17 protein-coding genes and 1 riboswitch are annotated in these 17,250 nt (G+C 71.3%); of the genes, 6 read left to right on the top strand and 11 right to left on the bottom strand.

The window, feature by feature from the left end:
• Nucleotides 1–7 precede the first annotated feature (7 nt).
• On the top strand, nt 8–310 hold the full coding sequence (locus K1J60_RS27490; RefSeq protein WP_220648524.1) for a hypothetical protein: 303 nt from the start codon (nt 8–10) through the stop codon (nt 308–310).
• Between the two features lie 132 nt (nt 311–442).
• Here the strand turns inward: K1J60_RS27490 and K1J60_RS27485 are convergent, their stop codons facing one another.
• Nucleotides 443–1,414, bottom strand: a complete 972-nt coding sequence (locus tag K1J60_RS27485; RefSeq protein ID WP_220648523.1) for a GlxA family transcriptional regulator — start codon at nt 1,412–1,414, stop codon at nt 443–445.
• 143 nt (nt 1,415–1,557) lie between these two features.
• Here K1J60_RS27485 and K1J60_RS27480 point away from each other — a divergent pair, with 143 nt between their 5' ends.
• Both K1J60_RS27480 and K1J60_RS27475 read left to right on the top strand, forming a co-directional pair.
• On the top strand, nt 1,558–2,073 hold the full coding sequence (locus K1J60_RS27480) for a protease (RefSeq protein ID WP_220648522.1): 516 nt from the start codon (nt 1,558–1,560) through the stop codon (nt 2,071–2,073).
• A 72-nt stretch (nt 2,074–2,145) separates the two neighbouring features.
• The gene (locus K1J60_RS27475; RefSeq protein ID WP_220648521.1) at nt 2,146–2,646 is read left to right on the top strand and encodes a levansucrase; all 501 of its coding nucleotides are present in this window, start codon (nt 2,146–2,148) and stop codon (nt 2,644–2,646) included.
• 5 nt (nt 2,647–2,651) lie between these two features.
• Here the strand turns inward: K1J60_RS27475 and K1J60_RS27470 are convergent, their stop codons facing one another.
• The 3 genes from K1J60_RS27470 to K1J60_RS27460 all read right to left on the bottom strand — a co-directional run bounded on the left by K1J60_RS27470 (nt 2,652) and on the right by K1J60_RS27460 (nt 6,239).
• Nucleotides 2,652–3,200 carry a hypothetical protein gene (locus K1J60_RS27470; RefSeq protein ID WP_259407940.1) on the bottom strand — a complete coding sequence of 183 codons (549 nt, stop codon included), beginning with the start codon at nt 3,198–3,200 and terminating at the stop codon, nt 2,652–2,654.
• Between the two features lie 182 nt (nt 3,201–3,382).
• The gene (locus K1J60_RS27465) at nt 3,383–4,843 is read right to left on the bottom strand and encodes an MFS transporter (protein ID WP_220648520.1); all 1,461 of its coding nucleotides are present in this window, start codon (nt 4,841–4,843) and stop codon (nt 3,383–3,385) included.
• 58 nt (nt 4,844–4,901) lie between these two features.
• A complete protein-coding gene (locus K1J60_RS27460; RefSeq protein ID WP_220648519.1) occupies nt 4,902–6,239 on the bottom strand; it encodes a DUF445 domain-containing protein in 1,338 nt (445 codons plus the stop codon).
• Nucleotides 6,240–6,472: 233 nt separating this feature from the next.
• On the opposite strand from K1J60_RS27460, the gene K1J60_RS27455 reads away from it, so the two are divergent.
• Complete coding sequence (locus tag K1J60_RS27455; RefSeq protein ID WP_220648518.1) at nt 6,473–7,798, top strand: SGNH/GDSL hydrolase family protein; 1,326 nt, start codon at nt 6,473–6,475, stop codon at nt 7,796–7,798.
• Between the two features lie 127 nt (nt 7,799–7,925).
• On the opposite strand, the gene K1J60_RS27450 is transcribed toward K1J60_RS27455, so the two are convergent.
• Genes K1J60_RS27450 through K1J60_RS27435 form a run of 4 tightly spaced genes read right to left on the bottom strand, consistent with a single transcriptional unit; the run spans nt 7,926 to nt 11,550 of the window.
• A complete protein-coding gene (locus K1J60_RS27450) occupies nt 7,926–8,732 on the bottom strand; it encodes a DUF1707 SHOCT-like domain-containing protein (RefSeq protein WP_220648517.1) in 807 nt (268 codons plus the stop codon).
• A 34-nt stretch (nt 8,733–8,766) separates the two neighbouring features.
• Nucleotides 8,767–9,774 carry an ABC transporter ATP-binding protein gene (locus tag K1J60_RS27445; protein WP_220648516.1) on the bottom strand — a complete coding sequence of 336 codons (1,008 nt, stop codon included), beginning with the start codon at nt 9,772–9,774 and terminating at the stop codon, nt 8,767–8,769.
• A 2-nt stretch (nt 9,775–9,776) separates the two neighbouring features.
• Nucleotides 9,777–10,757, bottom strand: a complete 981-nt coding sequence (locus K1J60_RS27440) for an ABC transporter permease (protein ID WP_398683359.1) — start codon at nt 10,755–10,757, stop codon at nt 9,777–9,779.
• Entirely contained in the window at nt 10,750–11,550 is an 801-nt protein-coding gene (locus K1J60_RS27435; RefSeq protein ID WP_220648515.1) for an ABC transporter permease, read from the bottom strand. Before K1J60_RS27435 ends, K1J60_RS27440 begins: the two co-directional genes overlap by 8 nt.
• Nucleotides 11,551–11,848: 298 nt before the next feature.
• Here K1J60_RS27435 and K1J60_RS46930 point away from each other — a divergent pair, with 298 nt between their 5' ends.
• Nucleotides 11,849–15,460, top strand: a complete 3,612-nt coding sequence (locus K1J60_RS46930) for a transglycosylase domain-containing protein (RefSeq protein WP_317619729.1) — start codon at nt 11,849–11,851, stop codon at nt 15,458–15,460.
• A gap of 10 nt (nt 15,461–15,470) precedes the next feature.
• On the opposite strand, the gene K1J60_RS27425 is transcribed toward K1J60_RS46930, so the two are convergent.
• From K1J60_RS27425 to K1J60_RS27415, 3 genes are all read right to left on the bottom strand, one after another.
• Complete coding sequence (locus K1J60_RS27425; protein ID WP_220648514.1) at nt 15,471–15,791, bottom strand: DMT family transporter; 321 nt, start codon at nt 15,789–15,791, stop codon at nt 15,471–15,473.
• A gap of 34 nt (nt 15,792–15,825) precedes the next feature.
• A riboswitch (guanidine-III (ykkC-III) riboswitch) is annotated at nt 15,826–15,891 on the bottom strand.
• Nucleotides 15,892–15,950: 59 nt separating this feature from the next.
• Entirely contained in the window at nt 15,951–16,292 is a 342-nt protein-coding gene (locus tag K1J60_RS27420; RefSeq protein ID WP_033525031.1) for a GroES family chaperonin, read from the bottom strand.
• A 22-nt stretch (nt 16,293–16,314) separates the two neighbouring features.
• Nucleotides 16,315–16,644 (bottom strand): DUF3618 domain-containing protein, encoded by a 330-nt coding sequence (locus tag K1J60_RS27415; protein ID WP_220648513.1) that lies wholly within the window; start codon nt 16,642–16,644, stop codon nt 16,315–16,317.
• Between the two features lie 105 nt (nt 16,645–16,749).
• Here K1J60_RS27415 and bcp point away from each other — a divergent pair, with 105 nt between their 5' ends.
• Complete coding sequence (gene bcp / locus K1J60_RS27410; RefSeq protein WP_220648512.1) at nt 16,750–17,217, top strand: thioredoxin-dependent thiol peroxidase; 468 nt, start codon at nt 16,750–16,752, stop codon at nt 17,215–17,217.
• The last annotated feature ends 33 nt before the right edge of the window (nt 17,218–17,250 follow it).

The raw sequence follows: 17,250 nt of genomic DNA, 5'->3' as shown, positions 1-17,250 counted from the left end.
GGCAGTGATGGCGAGGGTTCCGACGGCGGCGGTGGCCGCGAGCGGACTCATCGGCGGGTACGGGGTGGCTCGCTGGACGAAGAAGCGGCCCCTGGGCGGGGCGGTGCTCGCGGTGGCGGGCGCCGCGGCGGCCCAGCAGTGGCAGAAGGCGGCGGGCGGCAAGGCCGCGGGGGCGCTGACCGCCGGGTACGTGGCCGCGTTCGCCGGGTCGCATCCGCTGGCGAAGAAGGTGGGGGCCTGGCCGGCGGTGTTCGGGGTCGCCGGGGTGGTGGCGCTGGCGTCCTGGGTGGTGGCCGACCGGAAGGGGTAGCCGCCCCCGGAAGGGGGGTGGGGGTCCGGCCGGTCGGGGGCCGCGGGTCGTGCGTGGTTGCCCGCGCAGTTCCCCGCGCCCCTTACGGCGCGTGGCCCCGAAGCGACGCGGCCATAAAGAACTCCGCCCCCTCTAACGCCCCCGCGCCCCAGCCCTCTCCCCCCGGAACGCCCGCCGGTACGCGTACGGGCTCGTTCCCACCACCTTCTTGAAGCGGTCGCGGAAGGCCGTCGGGGAGCCGAAGCCCGCCTGGGTCGCGATGCGGTCGACGGTGTGGTCGGTGGACTCCAGCAGGTACTGGGCCCGACGGACCCTCGCCCGGTGCAGCCACTGCAAGGGCGTCGTGCCCGTCTGTTCGCGGAAGCGGCGGTTCAGCGTGCGGGTGCTGGTCCCGGCGTGGAGGGCGATGTCGTCCAGGGTCAGATCCCGCTCCACGTTCTGCTCCAGCCAGCGCAGCAGGGGCTCCATGGTGGCGCCGGCGGGCGCCGGGGGCTGGTCCTGCACGATGAACTGTGCCTGCCCGCCCTCCCGTTCGAGGGGCATCACACACATCCGCGCGGTGAACGCGGCGACCGCCGAGCCGTGGTCCTTGCGGATCATGTGCAGGCACATGTCCATGGCCGCGGCTGCGCCCGCCGAGGTCAGGAACTGGCCGTTGTCGACGTAGAGGACGTTCGGGTCGACGGTGACCTCCGGGTGACGGGCCGCCAGGTCGGGGGCCGCGATCCAGTGCGTGGTGGCGCGCAGCCCGTCCAGCAGCCCCGTCGCGGCGAAGAGGAACGCGCCCACGCAGATCGACGCGATCCGCGTCCCGCTCGCCGCCGCGGCGTGCAGCGCTTCCGTGACCCCCGGCGGCAACGGCAGGGTCGGGTCGGCCGTCCCCGGCAGGATGATGGTGTCCGCCTCGGCCAGCGCCTGAAGCCCGTACGGCGCGCGGACGCTGAACGGCCCCGCCTTGACCACCCCGTCCGCCGTCGCCGAGCAGACCCGCACCCGGTACGCCTCCCGCCCGTCCGGCAGCCGCGCCCAGCCGAAGGTGTCGACGGGAGCCGACATGTCGAAGGGGATCACGTCGTCGAGCGCCAGTACGGCCACGGTGTGCATGGCGGGAGCGTAGGCCCACACCGGGATCCGGCCAACGGGAGGCGGGCTTCTCCCACCCTGCCGTGGGGGCGCTGGCGAGAATCCGTTGGGGCATGGCAATCCAGCCGCTCCTCTGTGATCCTCCCCCGCCCTACCGTCCCCCTGTGACCAAGTTCCTTCTCTCCCTCCACGTCCTCGCCGCGATCATCGCCGTCGGGCCCGTCACCGTCGCGGCCAGCATGTTCCCGCCGAGCGCCCGCAAGGCGCTGGCCGAACCCGACAGCGAGCGGGCGGTGTCGGCCGTACGGCTGCTGCACCGGATCTGCCGGGTATACGGCGGCGTGGGCATCGCCGTGCCCGTGCTCGGGTTCGCCACGGCGCTGAGCATGGGGGTGCTGAAGGACGCCTGGCTGATCGTGTCGATGCTGCTGACCGCCCTCGCGGCGATGGTCCTGCTGGCACTGGTGCTGCCCCGGCAGGAGGAGATCCTGGAGGGACTCGGCGGCACCGCCGTCGGCACCGGCACCGGAGCCGCGGCCGGAACCGGCACCGTCACCGTCACCGACGCCGGCACCGCGGCCACCGCCCGACTCGCCATGTTCACCGGTGTGTTCAACCTCCTGTGGGCGACCGTCACGATCCTCATGATCGTGCGACCCGGTTCGACCACCGGAGCCTGACGTCCCGAAGCCTGACGTCCCGAAGCCGCCCCCGGGTTCACACGCGCCCACCGGCGGGTGCATGATCCGGCCATGCATCCTCAGCAGACGCCCGCCCAGACCTACCTCGCCTCCGTGGCCGCCCGTCTCGCCGCCGACGAATGCCGTACCTGGTGGGAGGAGTGGGCCGGGGTGCCCGTGCTCGTCGGGCGCCGGGCCGACTTCCGGTGGAGCTGGATGGGGACGAAGCTGCACCTGTTCACGGTCGCGGCGGCGGTCCAGGAGATAACCATCCCGACCATCGAGACCTTCACCGACCAGGTGCTGACGTACGCGAAGAAGACCAAGGGCGGTCTGCCGGCCGGGATCCAGAACGGCATCGGCGCGTTCCCGGTGCTGGTCAGCGACCGGGTGGACCCGGCGGCCGTCCGCTGGGCGGAGGCCCAGCAGCGCAACAAGTGGGCGTGCATGGCCCGCCCCGTGGTGGTCGACAGCACCCAGCAGTACGTGGGCTCGTACCGCGGCACCCCGGCCATCGGCCTCGCCTACTCGTCGTTCTTCGAGCAGAAGGCCCGGCAGTACTTCTACGGCTGACGGTTCTACGGCTGACGGGCGCCCGCACGGCGGCCCGGCTGCGGCTGCTCGGCGAACCGGGCGGTGACCGAACCGTCCTGGGACCGGCTACCGTCCTGGGACCGGCTGTGGATCAGCCACCGCTCGTCCACCGGATCCGTCCGGAACCGGCGCGCCACCGAGGACACGACCAGCACCCACGCGCCGAGCACCAGCGTGAAGAAGGCCCACGACAGCGGCCATACGTCCGCGTCCGGAGGCTCCGGGGGCGCGTGGAAGGACACGTACATCAGCGCGGACGGCGGCACGGCGACCAGGAGCAGCGGCCAGGCCAGGGCGTCCCGGTGGCCGAAGTAGGCCGCGAGGAGCAGCAGGACGAGGGCGAGGACGACGACGCCCGTGACGGTCACGGGCGTCGTCTCCGTGAGGGAGCCCTCCAACTCGGGGCGGTCGCGAAGATCCCACGGCAGGCACAGACGGTACGCGGCCGCGGCGAGCGCGGCGCCGAGCAGGCGGGTCAGCCAGCGTTCCGGCCAGGGGCACGTGCGCAGGGGGCGGAGCAGCTTCTCGGTCATGCGTACGAGGTTTCCGGCACGGGAGCCGACCCGACAGAGTACGAATACTCAGACCGCCCTACTCCCCCATACCCAGAAGACGCCGACCGGAGCCGCGGCCCAAAGGGGCGCGGGGAACTGCGCGCCCAGCCCTCACTGAGCGCCGGCCGACGAACAACCCCACCCGGCCCCTGGGCGGAGCCCTACGCGGAGCCCTTCGCCGACAACGGCTCCGCGATGTCCTCCAGCGACCGCCGCTCCGCGCGCACCGCGAGGAGCGCCGCCACCAGCCCGGCCGCGCACATCAGGCCCGCGCCGATCCGGAAGGCGAGAACGGTGTCGGAGACGACGCCGGACTTCGTCAGCTCGGCGAAGATCAGCGGCCCGCTGATACCGCCGGCGGCCGTGCCGATGGCGTAGAAGAAGGCGATGGCCATGGCCCTGGTCTCCATGGGGAAGACCTCGGAGACGGTGAGATAGGCGCTGCTCGCCCCGGCCGAGGCGAAGAACAGCACCACGCACCAACAGACCGTCAGGGTCACCTCGTCGAGCGAACCCCGGTCGAACAGCCAGGCCGTACCGAAGAGCAGCAGACCGGAGAGCAGATACGTCCCCGAGATCATGATCCGGCGGCCGACCGTGTCGAACAGCTTGCCGAGCAGCAGCGGGCCGAGGAAGTTGCCGGCGGCGATGAAGGCGAAGTAGTAGCCGGTGTCGGAGGTCGGGACGTCGTAGAACGTGGTGAGGATCGCGCCGAAGCCGAAGGTGATCGCGTTGTAGAGGAACGCCTGGCCGATGAAGAGGGAGAAACCGAGGACGGCACGGCGGCGGTAGCGGGAGAAGACCGTACGGGCGATCAGACCGAAGCCGACGCCGCCGCGCTGATGGATCGTCATCTCCCGGTCGGCCGACGGCAGCGGGCGCCCCTTCTCCTCCTCGACCCGCTCCTCCACCTCCGCCACCAGCCGTTCGGCCTCCTGTTCCCGGCCGTGGATCAGCAGCCAGCGGGGGCTCTCGGGGACGTTCCGGCGCACCAGCAGGATCACCAGGCCCAGCACCACGCCGAGGGCGAAGGTCAGCCGCCAGCCGACGTTCGCCGGGAAGAGGTCGGTGTTCAGGGCGACGATCGACAGCAGCGAGCCGCCGATCGCGCCGAGCCAGAAGCTGCCGTTGATGACGATGTCGACGCGGCCCCGGTACTTGGACGGGATCAGCTCGTCGATCGCGGAGTTGATGGCCGCGTACTCGCCGCCGATGCCGAAGCCGGTGAGGAAGCGGAAGACGAAGAACCACCAGGAGGAGAAGGAGACGGCCGTCAGCGCGGTCGCAGCGAGATAGACCGCCAGCGTCACCATGAACAGCTTCTTGCGCCCGAACCGGTCGGTCATGTGGCCGAAGAAGAGGGCGCCCGCACAGGCGCCCGCCACATACAGGGCGGCCGCTATGCCCGTGACCTGAGCGGACGTGATCGGCAGCCCGCTGCCCTCCTCGGAGAGCCGACCCGCGATGTTGCCGACGACGGTCACTTCCAGACCGTCGAGGATCCACACGGTGCCGAGTCCGATCACGATCGTCCAGTGCCAGCGCGACCAGGGCAGACGGTCCAGGCGCGCCGGCACGGCGGTGGTGATCACACCCGGTGACTTCGGGGTTGTGACGGACATGGGTTCGGGCTCCCTCCACATCGAGCGAACTCGCCCCGAGTGCCCTGCCGAACAGCGGTTACGCCCCCAGCGCCCGCGACACCGTGTAGATGAGCAGCCCGGCCAGCGAACCCACGACCGTGCCGTTGATCCGGATGAACTGCAGGTCACGGCCGATGTTGGCCTCGATCTTCTTCGTGGTGTGCTCGGCGTCCCAGCTCGCGACGGTCTCGGTGATGAGGGAGGTGATCTCGGCGCGGTAGGTGGTGACGACGTGCACGGCGGCGCCCTCGACCCACTTGTCCACCTTGGCCTGCACGCTCGGCTCGGTGGCCATCCGGGCCCCCAGCGACAGCAGCGACGCGCGGACCCGCAGCCGCAGTTCGCTGCGCTCGTCCTCGGCGGCGGACACGATCATCGACCGTACGGCCGTCCAGGCGGAGGCGATCAGGTCCTGGACCTCGCCCCGGCCCAGCACCTCGCCCTTGAGTCGCTCCACCCGCGCCCGGGTGTCCGTGTCGGACTGGAGGTCGGTGGCGAAGTCGGTGAGGAAACGGTCGAGGGCGCCGCGCGCCGGGTGCGTGGGCGAGTCACGCATCTCGGTGGCGAAGCGGAGCAGTTCCTTGTAGACGCGCTCGCCGACCTTGCGGTCCACGAAGCGGGGGGTCCAGCCGGGGGCGCCGCCCTCGACGGCGTCCATGACCTGCGTGTCGTGCAGCACCAGCCAGTCGTGGGCGCGGGTGCAGATCAGGTCGACGACCCGCCGGTGGCCGCCGTCGGTGACGACCTTCTCCAGCATCTTGCCGATACCGGGCGCGATCTCCTGCGCGTTGGCCCGCCGGGTGATCGCCTCCCCCACCACGGCCTGCACGTCCGAGTCGCGCAGCACGGTCAGCGCGCCCCGCAGCGCGGTCGCCAGTTCGGCCGTCACCCGGTCGGCGTGCTGCGGCTCGGCGAGCCACGCGCCGAGCCGGCTGCCGATGCCGACGGCCCGCAGCCGCTGCCGTACGACGTCCTGGGAGAGGAAGTTCTCACCGACGAACTCACCGAGTGTCACGCCCAGTTGGTCCTTCTTGGTGGGGATGATCGCGGTGTGCGGGATGGGCAGCCCGAGCGGATGCCGGAACAACGCGGTCACCGCGAACCAGTCGGCCAGCGCGCCCACCATGCCCGCCTCGGCCGCCGCCGCGACATAGCCCGCCCAGGCACCCGCACCCTCGTGCGAGGCCCACTTGGCCAGCACGTAGACCAGCGCCACGAAGAGCAGCAGCCCGGCCGCGATGAGCTTCATCTGCCGGACGCCGCGCTGCTTCTCCTCGTCGGCGGCGCTGAAGGTGGTCATGGTGCGGTGCGAGGCGCGCGCCCCGGCGCCCACCGCCGCCTCGGGCTGCGCTTCTTCCGCTTTCGTACGGTCCATTCACTCCACCCGTTCCCTGTCCCCCGTACACATTGTCCCGTTCCTCATCTCTTCACCGCTTGGTGACGTGACCTACTCCATGACGTACTCCCGGAACGGAACAGGAGTTCCCCGCGTCTGTCCGGGCGGGGGAACCGATGGGGGTTCTCGCAAGCAACCCCCATCCCATGACGCATCATGGGGTGATCACATCGGAGCCTCGGGGCTCCACAGCCCGAGGAGTAACACACCGCATGACCAAGCAGCACGGTTATGCACTTCTGGCGGCCATGACCGCCCTGATCGTGGCCGTCTCGGCCGCGATATACGTCGGCGTCGGCATCGACGACGGCACCCCGCGGCAGGAGACCTTCGCCCGCGCGCCCCGCAACAGCGCCGCCCCCGCCTCCACGGGCGTCTGGGTCGGCGCCTGGGCCGCCTCGCCGAACGGGTCGGAGCCGGGCACCGAGCGGGACGGCCTCGCCGGCCGCTCGGTGCGCAACGTGGTGCACACGACCGCCGCCGGTACGAGTGCCCGCGTCACCCTGTCCAACCTCTACGGCCAGCAGCCGCTGACCATCACTCACGCCTCGCTCGCCGTCGCCGCCTCGACCGACACCCCGGCCGCGGCGGCCGAGACCATGCGCCGCCTCACCTTCGCCGGCAACCCGACGGTCGTCATCGCGCCGGGTCGGCAGGTGGTGAGCGACGCCGTACGGGTGCCGATCCCGCACGACAGCGACGTACTCATCACCACCTACTCCCCGACCCCCTCCGGCCCGGTGACCTACCACACGCACGCGCGGCAGATCTCCTACACCGCCGAGGGCGACCAGGTCGCGGACGTCACCGGTACGCCGTACACGACGCAGTCACTCCACTGGCGGTACGTCACCGCCCTGGACGTGCTGAGCAACGAGTCCGAGGGCACGGTCGTGGTCCTCGGCGACTCCCTCACCGACGGCGTCTCCTCCACCGTCGGCGAGAACCGGCGCTGGACGGACGTCCTCTCCGGGCGCCTCCGCGCGGCCGCCGGCTCCTCCGACACGCCGCGCTACAGCGTCGTCAACGAAGGCATCAGCGGCAACCGCGTCCTGACCGACGGCAACGGACGGCCCGCCGAGAACCCCAGCGGCCTCTCCCGCTTCCAACGCGACGTACTGGGCCGTACGGGTGTCAAGGCCGTCGTCATCGACCTCGGCGTCAACGACATCCTCAAGAACCCGCGCCGCGCCGACCCCGAGGCCATCACCGAGGGTCTGCGTCGGCTCGTCGACCAGGCCCACGCCCGGGGCCTGCGCGTCGTCGGCGCCACGCTCATGCCCTTCCACGGCCACCGCGGCTACTCCGACCAGCGCGAGTCCGTCCGCCAGGCCGTCAACGCCACCATCCGCTCGGGCAACGTCTTCGACACCTACGTCGACTTCGACAAGGCCCTGCGCGACCCCTACGACCCCCGCAGCCTCCGCCCCGACTACGACTCCGGCGACCACCTGCACCCCAGCGACAAGGGCTACGCCCGCATGGCGGAGGTCTTCGACCTGGAGAAGCTGAAGGGGTCGGCACCGGCGAAGCTGTGAAGGTCACCCCGGTTCAGGGGAGCGGCCCGTAAGGGGCGCGGGGAACCGCGCGAGCAACCACCCGCACCCGCGCCCGCACCCGCGCCCGCACCCGCACCCGCACCCGCACCCGCACCCGGCATGCGACCTACCGCTCCCCACCCCTACGCCGCTCTCTCTCCCTGTCCCGCTCACGCCGCATCCCGTGCACCTGATCACGACGGGAGGCATGCAACTCGCGCCGGGCTTCACGCCGCTCCAACCGCTCCTGCCGCCGCGCCTCCTTCAGCCGCTGCCGCTCGGCCTTGGGCACCTTCCGCTCCACCCCGACCCCGCCCCAGAAGGCGAACCCGGTGAGAACCACCCGCGGGGCGCCCGGCTCCCCCGGCACCCCCTCCTCACTGTGGTCGAACCCGCCCATGACCCCGATGCCCCGGACCACGACCTCGACCCCGGGCGGCACGATCACGTTGATCCCACCCATGATCGCCACGCAGTTGATGGTGACCTCACGCTGCGCGAAGTACGCGTCCCGCAGGTCCAGTTCCCCGCCGCCCCAGAACGCGAAGCAGTCGAACCGCTCGGGAACGGTCCACCGCCCCTTGCGCTCGAACCCGGACATGATCGCCACGCCCCAGGTGGAACTGCCGATGCCGCCGACGATCCGCTCCGGCCAACTCGCCTCCTCCGCAGGTCCCTTGACCAACGACACGGACGGCTGCGGCACGACGGCCGGCGGCGCCACGGCTCCCGCACCGGGCAGGTCCCGGGTGATCGGCGCCAACTCACCGTACGTCCGGGCCTTGTACGTCGCGTCCAGCCGCTCCTCGAACTCCTCCAGGTCGAGCCGCCCCTCCGCGAGCGCGTCCCGCAGCTGCTCGGAGACTCGTTCACGATCGGCGTCGGAGGCACGAAGATCCGCGGCGGCCGGAAGATCCGGCATGTCGTCCGTCATACGAATCAGCGTACGAGGAACCCCGTACGGGGTGCTACGACACGGCCGGGCCCGGCTCCCCCACCTGTCCGCCCACCCGCTCCGCCTGCTGCGCGTACATCTGGGCGATCACGGCCTCGATGTCCGGCTCCCGCACGGAGAGGTCCACCAGCGGATACGCGGACGCGATCCGCGCCACCAGCGGGGCCGCCGACTCCGACGCCGGGAACGCCAGCCACTGCCGGGGCCCCTCCACCCGTACGACCCGGGCGGGCGCGGCCTCGATCGGCGGCAGCTCCCGCTCCAGGTCCACGACGAGCGTCCGCTCGCTCTCACCCACCTCGTGCAGCCCGGCCAGCGGGCCGTCGTACATCAGACGCCCGTGGTCGATGACCATCACCCGGCGGCACAACTGCTCGATGTCCTGGAGGTCGTGCGTGGTGAGCAGCACCGTCGTGCCCCGCTCGGTGTTGAGGTCCTTGAGGAACTCGCGGACCTTGGCCTTGCTGATGACGTCGAGCCCGATCGTCGGCTCATCCAGGTACAGCACCTCCGGGTCGTGCAGCAGAGCCGCCGCGATGTCCCCGCGCATCCGCTGCCCGAGCGACAGCTGCCGCACGGGCACGTCCAACAGCGCTCCCAGGTCGAGGAGTTCGACACACCGGTCGAGGTTCTCGCGGTAACGGGCGGCCGGGATGCGGTACATACGGTGCATCAGCGCGTACGAGTCGATGAGGGGCAGGTCCCACCAGAGGGTCGTCCGCTGGCCGAAGACCACCCCGATCCGCCGGGCCAGCCGCGTCCGTTCACGGGAGGGGTCGATGCCGGCGACCCGCAGCCGGCCCCCGCTCGGTGTCAGGATCCCCGTCAACATCTTGATGGTGGTCGACTTCCCGGCACCGTTCGGCCCGATGTAGCCGACCATCTCGCCGCGCGCCACCGTGAACGAGATCGAGTCGACCGCCCGCACCTCACGCCGCTCCCGGCGCAGGAACCCGGTCTTCCTGCGGACGTCGAAGACCTTCTCGACGTGGTCGAGTTCGATGAACGCGCTGTCTGCCACGCTTAGCTCCCTGTACTCCGATACGAACGCAGCCCCGCCCGCCAGGCCACCCCCGCCAGCGCACAGCACGCCACCCCGACCAGCGGGGGCGCGAAGGCCAGCCAGGTCGGCAGGTCGAGGGGGTAGGGGCGGCCCAGGACGTACAGTCCGGGCACCCAGTTGACGAAGGCGAGCGGCAGGACGAAGGTCACCCCGCGCACCAGGTCCTTGGCGAAGAGGGCCGGCGGGTACTGCAGGAGGGTCGCGCCGCCGTACGTGAAGGCGTTCTGCACCTCGGAGGCGTCCTGCGCGACGAACTGGAAGGCCGCGCCCCCGACGAACACCGCGGCGAAGATCAGCCCGCCGCCGCACACCATCAGCGGGATCATCAGCACCTTGAGCGGGGTCCAGGTGATGTCGAGCGTGACCAGGGCGTATCCGAGGACGGACAGCCCCTGGGTGATCCGGCCGAGGCGGCGCAACGCGAACTTGTCGGCGGCGACCTGGGCGAGCACCGGCACGGGGCGTACGAGGAGGGTGTCCAGCGTGCCGTCGCGGACCCGGCGCCCGAGCCGGTCCATCGAGCCGATCATCAGATCCGCGAGGCCGAAGGCGACGGCTGAGGTGCCGTACAGGAGGGCGATCTCGGACAGGCCGTAACCGCCCAACTCGTCGACCTGGGAGAACATCAGCAGGATCGCGACGAAGTCGAACGAGGTCGCCGCGAAGTTCCCGAAGGTCGTCATGGCGAAGGAGGCGCGATAGGCCATCGTGGAGCGGATCCACATGGCGGCGATCATCCGATAGGCGCGCAGCCCGTCCCGTACGCGGCTGCGCACGCCGTACTCGCCGAAGGGGTGCTGCTCGCCCGCCGTTTCTCCGGCCGTCCCACCGGCCGTCCCACCGGCCGTCCCATCGGCCGTCCCATCGGCCGTCCCATCGGCCGTCCGTCCGGCCGTCCGTCCGGCTCTCGTGACCTGCGGCACTTCGTCGAGGTCAGCCACCCTGGACCACCACCTTCCGTGTGGCCGCCGACTGGATCAGCCGTCCGACCGCGAGCAGGACCGCGGCCCAGGCGAGCTGGAAGGCGTACGTCCCCAGCGGGTCGGCCTCGCCCAGCAGGACGTCCGCCGGGGCCTGGAGCAGCGCGGACCAGGGCAGGACGCGGGCGAGGTCGCCGAGCGCGCCGGGGAAGACGTTCAGCGGGAGGAGCATCCCGGAGAAGAAGACTCCGGTGAGCCAGGTGATCTGCATCGCTCCGGCGCCGTCGAGGAGCCAGAAGGCCCACAGCGCGACGATGTAACGGATCGCGAAGCTGACGAGCGCGCCGAAGGCGACCGCGACGAGACAGGCGATCCACGGCAGCGGGCCGGAGGGCAGGGCCAGGTCGAAGAAGAGGGCACCGCACACCATGGGCACGACACCGCGTCCCAGCAGCTGGAACAGGGCGCGGCCCATGTCCGCGGCGAGCCACCACAGCTGGAGGTCGACGGGCCGGTACAGGTCGACCGCGATGTCCCCCGTCCGGATGCGCTCGATCAACTCCTCCTCGAAGCCGACGCTTCCCAGCACCATGACCGCGAACATGGCCTGGCCGACCCATACATAGGTGAGGGCCTGCGCCTGGTCGTAGCCGCCGAGGTCGGGCTTCTCGTGCCAGAGGGCCAGGTACGTGTATGCGAGGATGAAGCCGAAGACGGTGTTGGTGAACACCCCCGCGGCGGTGGCCACCCGATATGTCGCGTACCGCCTGAAACCACCGGCGGCGACGGCGGCGTACAACCGCCCTGTGCCCACGAGGAAACCCCCATCCGCTGCGAAGAGTTAGGCGAAAGGCCGAGGCCTGGACCGATTCGGGCCGAAGCGAAGAAGCCTAGTCCGCGGCCGGAGTGGCCTGCCACGCGTTTTCGGGGCGGACCGCGGGGCGGACGGTGGCGCTCATGGGGCGCGCGGGGCACGTGCCGTGATCCGGGAACGGATCGCACGGTGCGAGAGTCTTCACTCAGGGGCACAGAACCGGCCCGGAGTGGGCGCAAAGCGTACGAGTCCGTACGGAAATGAACGTACGACGCGGAAACAGGAGCACGGCAGCACGATGAGCGACGAGCCGCAGCCGAAGCGGAACGGCCCGGGCTGGGCACCGAGAGACCCGGAGCCACGCACTCCGGGCACACCTCCGGGGCCCGGCGCCAACGCCGCCAGGAAAACGCCCACCGGCAACCCCGGCCCGGCCTCCGGCAAGGGAGCCGCGTCCGACGGGCAGCCGAACGGAAGGCCTCCGGCGTCCGGCACGCATTCGGGCACGCATTCGGGCACGGCTTCCGGCGACGACGGAAAGCCCGGCGAGGGTACGGGCGGACAATCGGGCCCGGCGCCCGACCGAGAGTCCGGCACGGGCTCCGGCCGACAGTCCGGCGCGGGCTCCGGCGGACGGCCCGGCCCCGCGTCCGGCGCGCGGCCGGACGGCCGTCCCGGAGCGGCGTCCGGCGACCGCTCGGCGGCAGCGCCCGGCGCCCGCCCCGGAGCACCCTCCGACGGCAACCCCGCCCCGGCTCCCGGCGCGCGTTCCGGTACGGCTTCCGGTGGCGGTGGGCGGCCCGACGCCGGTCCCGGTGGGCGGCCCGACTCGGCATCCCCCGGCAAGCCCGGCCCGGCATTCGGCGGAAAGCCCGGCCCCGCGTCCGGCGCGCGGCCGGACGGACGGCACCAAGCGGCATCCGGCGGCGGCCGACCTGAGGCAGCGCCGGGCGGCACGCCCGGTGGGCGGTCCGGCGCCGAGCCCGGCTCCACTCCTCCCGGCTCGGCACCCGGTGGGAAGTCCGGTGCGACGGCCGACCGGGCCCCGCAGGCCGAGTCGGCGGCGCCCGCCGACCGCAAGTCCGCCCAGACTCAGGACGGTCGGACCGGCGGCGTGCGCGGCGGTGACTCCGCCGGAGTCCGTGACGCCGGGCGCGACGGCAAGCCGGCCGGGGTGCCGGACGCCAGGGCTGCGAGGGCGGCCCGCGCGGCCCGCGCCGCCAAGGCCGCCGGGATCACCGGGGCCGCCGGTGCGCAGGGCGGCGACCCGGCCGGACCCCGCGAGGGCAACACCAGCGCGGCCTCCGTCACCAAGGCCACCGGCCCCCACGCCCCCCGTACGCCCGGCGCGGCGTCGGGCGCGGCCGCCGGCGCCGCCGACGACACCCCCACCACCACCCTGGGGATCACACCGGCCCGGAAGCCGGCCCCCGCGCCCACCCGGCCCGCCGCCGACACGCCCACACAGGCACTCGGCGTCATCTCCGCCGAGAAGGCCGCCCCCGGGACGACCCCCACGACCGCTGCCGCGACAGCCTCCGCCGCCGCGCCCGCCGCCGCGCCCGACATCACCCCGGCCCCCGCGGGCGGCGGCAAGGGCAAGAAGCCCAAACGGCCCAAGCGCACCGGCTTCAAGCGGCTGATCCCCACCTGGCGCATGGTGCTCGGCGCCTTCGTGGTCGGCATCATGCTGATCGTCGGCGCCTTCGTGCTGGGCTACAACATGGTCCACATCCCCAAGGCGAACGCGTTCGCGACCAAGCAGAGCAACGTCTACCTGTACGCGGACGGCACCCAGATCGCCCGCGACGGCGAGGTCAACCGCGAGAACGTCCCGCTGTCGAAGGTCTCCAAGGCCGCCCAGCGCGCCGTACTGGCCGCCGAGGACCGCGACTTCTACTCCGAGCCGGCCATCGACCTCAAGGCCATGGTCCGGGCCGGCTGGAACACCGCGACCGGCAAGGGCAAGCAGTCCGGCTCCACCATCACCCAGCAGTACGTGAAGAACTACTACCTGGCCCAGGACCAGACCGTCACCCGCAAGGCCAAGGAGTTCTTCATCGCGATCAAGCTGGACCGCGAGGTCACCAAGGACGAGATCCTGGAGGGCTACCTCAACACCAGCTTCTTCGGCCGCAACGCCTACGGCATCCAGGCCGCCGCCCAGGCCTACTACGGCGTCGACGCCGACAAACTCACCGCCGAACAGGGCGCCTACCTCGCCGCCCTGGTCAACGCGCCGAGCATGTACGACGTCGTCGCCCACCCCGAGAACAAGGCCGCCGCGGTCGCCCGCTGGAACTACGTCCTCGACGGCATGGTCAAGGAGGGCTGGCTCAAGCAGTCCGAGCGGACCGGCGCCAAGTTCCCGATGCCGAAGCAGGCCACCACGTCGACCGCCTTCTCCGGCCAGCGCGGCTACCTCGTCGAGGCCATCAAGTCGTACCTCTACGACCACAAGATCATCGACGAGGAGGCGCTGGAGAACGGCGGTGGCTACCGCATCACCACCACCATCCAGCCCAAGATGCAGGACGCCTTCATCAAGGCCGTCGACGACCAGCTGATGGACAAACTCGACAAGAAGAACCGCAAGGTCGACAACTACGTACGCGCCGGCGGTGTCTCCATCGACCCGAAGACCGGCAAGGTCATCGCGATGTACGGCGGCATCGACTACACCAAGCAGTACGTCAACAACGCGACCCGCCGCGACTTCCAGGTCGGCTCCACCTTCAAGCCGTTCGTGTTCACCTCCGCCGTGGAGAACGCCTCCAACACCCAGAGCGGGCAGGCGATCACCCCGAACACCGTCTACGACGGCACCAACAAGCGCCCCGTGGTGGGCTGGCCCGGCCCGGTGTACGACCCCGAGAACGAGGACTACGTCAACTACGGCAACATCTCCGTCCGCCAGGCCACCCAGAGCTCGGTGAACTCGGTGTACGCGCAGATGGCCGTGGACGTCGGCCCCGAGAAGGTCGAGAAGACCGCGATCGACCTCGGACTGCCCAAGAACACCCCGGACATGAACCCGTACCCGTCCATCGCCCTGGGCACCGCCACCGCGAGCGTCCTCGACATGACGGAGGCGTACGCCACGCTGGCCAACCACGGCAAGCACGGCACGTACACGATGATCGAGAAGATCAGCAAGGACGGCGAGGTCGTCAAGCTCCCGACCACGGAGTCCACGCAGGCCGTCAGCCGCAAGGCCGCCGACACCACCACCTCCATCCTGCAGAGCGTCGTGCAGAGCGGCACCGCCACCGCCGCGCAGGCCTCCGGCCACCCGGTCGCCGGCAAGACCGGCACCGCCGAGGAGGACAAGGCGGCCTGGTTCGCGGGCTACACCCCCGACCTCGCCACCGTCGTCTCCGTGATGGGCCAGGACCCCAAGACCGGCGCCCACAAGCCGCTCTACGGCGCGATGGGCCTGCCCCGCATCAACGGCGGTGGGGCGCCCACCGAGATCTGGGCGCAGTTCACCAAGGCCGCCCTGAAGGGCAAGAAGGTCAAGGAGTTCGACCTCGACCTCCAGGTCGGCGCGGACGTCGTGATCACCCCGCCCAGCACCCCGGCCGAAGAGCCGGGCGCCACCGGCGACGAGGAGACGGGCGGCCCCACGGGCGACGAGGAGACCGGCGGCCCGACGGACGACAGCACCGACAACGGCACCACCGCCGGCGGCGGCACACCCACGACCGACGGCGGCGCGTCCGCCACGGGCGGCACGGCGACGGACGGCGGAGCCACCGCCGACGGAGGAGCCACCGCCGACGGCGGGGCGGCGAACGGCGGCGCCACGGCCGACGGAGGAGCGACGGACGGCGGCGCCACGGCCGACGGAGGAGCGACCGAGGGCGGAGGGACCTCGGAGGGCGACACCTCGGTGGGGCCGTTCGGATAGCCGCGGCTGCTCAGTGACCGGAGGTGGCCTTCAACCCCACCACGGCCACGAGCAGCAGACAGACGAAGAAGATCCGGGCGGCGGTGGCCGGCTCCCCCAGCCACACCATGCCGAACACCGCCGCCCCGGCCGCCCCGATGCCCACCCACACGCCGTACGCGGTACCGATGGGCAGCGTGCGGGCGGCGTGGGACAGCAGCACCATGCTGGCGACGATGCCGACGCCGGTCAGCACACTGGGCAACGGCCGGGTGAACCCGTCGGTGTACTTCATCCCGATCGACCAGCCGACTTCGAGCAGTCCGGCGACGACGAGCAGAACCCAGGCCATGACGGCACCTCCGTGATCCATGCGAAGAATCGGGGGTGCGTCGTCTTTTCCTGGCCCGGTACGGCGCGTCTCGTCGGGTCCCGCAAAGGTAGCAAGCAGAAGGCGGTGGGGGCTGGTGACCATGGTCACCAGCCCCCACCGCCTCTCACCGCCTGCGAATCAGAGATAAAGGCCCGTCGAGTCCTCCGACCCCTCGAACCTGTCCGCAGCCACGGCGTGCAGATCGCGCTCCCGCATCAGGACATACGCCACACCCCGGACCTCCACCTCGGCACGGTCCTCGGGGTCGTAGAGGACCCGGTCACCGGGCTCCACGGTACGGACGTTCTGGCCGACCGCGACGACCTCGGCCCAGGCAAGACGCCGACCGACGGCCGCCGTCGCGGGGATCAGGATGCCGCCGCCGGAACGCCGCTCGCCCTCGGCGGTGTCCTGCCGCACGAGCACACGGTCGTGCAGCATCCGAATGGGCAACTTGTCGTGCTGGGTCTTCTCGCTCACACCCCGAACCTACCTGTCCCCGTCAGACCCGACGACGCCGCGTGCCGAGGGCGAGGAGCCCCACGACCGCGACGACCACGAGGGCGACGGGCACGATGCGCTCGACCCGGGGCGCGCCGTCGTCGTCGACGAACTGGCCCCGGACGTCGCTGACCACACGGTTGACCGAGACGTACGCCGCGCCGAGGGTGTGGTCGATGTTGGAGACGACCTTGGCCTTGGCGTCGCCCACGATGGTCCTGGGGTGTACCCGGACGCCGATCTCGTCGAGCGTCTCGGCGAGGTTGTCGCGGCGGCGCTTGATGTCCGCCTCGATCTCGGCCGGGGTCCTGATGTCCGAGCTCTCCGCCACCGCGGGGCCTCCCGTAGTCGGTTGTCCCTGAAATCCCTTGGTTCCGCACAGTCTGTCAGCTCCACCCGGCACGGCACCGCCAGGGCCCGCCATTACGCTGGACCGATGAGCGAGCGACTCCAGCCCGGCGACGTGGCCCCCGCCTTCACCCTCCCGGACGCCGACGGCAACGAGGTGTCCCTGTCCGCCCACAAGGGCCGCAAGGTCATCGTCTACTTCTACCCGGCCGCCCTGACCCCCGGCTGCACCAAGCAGGCCTGCGACTTCACCGACAACCTGGAGCTCCTCGCGGACGCCGGGTACGACGTCATCGGCATCTCCCCCGACAAGCCCGAGAAACTCGCCAAGTTCCGCGAGAAGGAGTCCCTGAAGGTCACCCTTCTCGGCGACCCCGACAAGACGGTGCTGGACGCCTACGGCGCCTTCGGGGAGAAGAAGAACTACGGCAAGACCTACATGGGCGTCATCCGCTCCACGATCATCGTCGACGAGGAGGGCAAGGTCGAACACGCCCTCTACAACGTCCGCGCGACAGGCCACGTGGCCAAGATCATCAAGGACCTGGGCATCTGAGACCCGTTTGATCGTTTGAGAACGGCTCGTACC

It is taken from the genome of Streptomyces akebiae (genome assembly GCF_019599145.1).
Taxonomy (GTDB): Bacteria; Actinomycetota; Actinomycetes; order Streptomycetales; family Streptomycetaceae; genus Streptomyces; species Streptomyces akebiae.
This window is presented reverse-complemented; position numbering and strand designations above follow the sequence as displayed.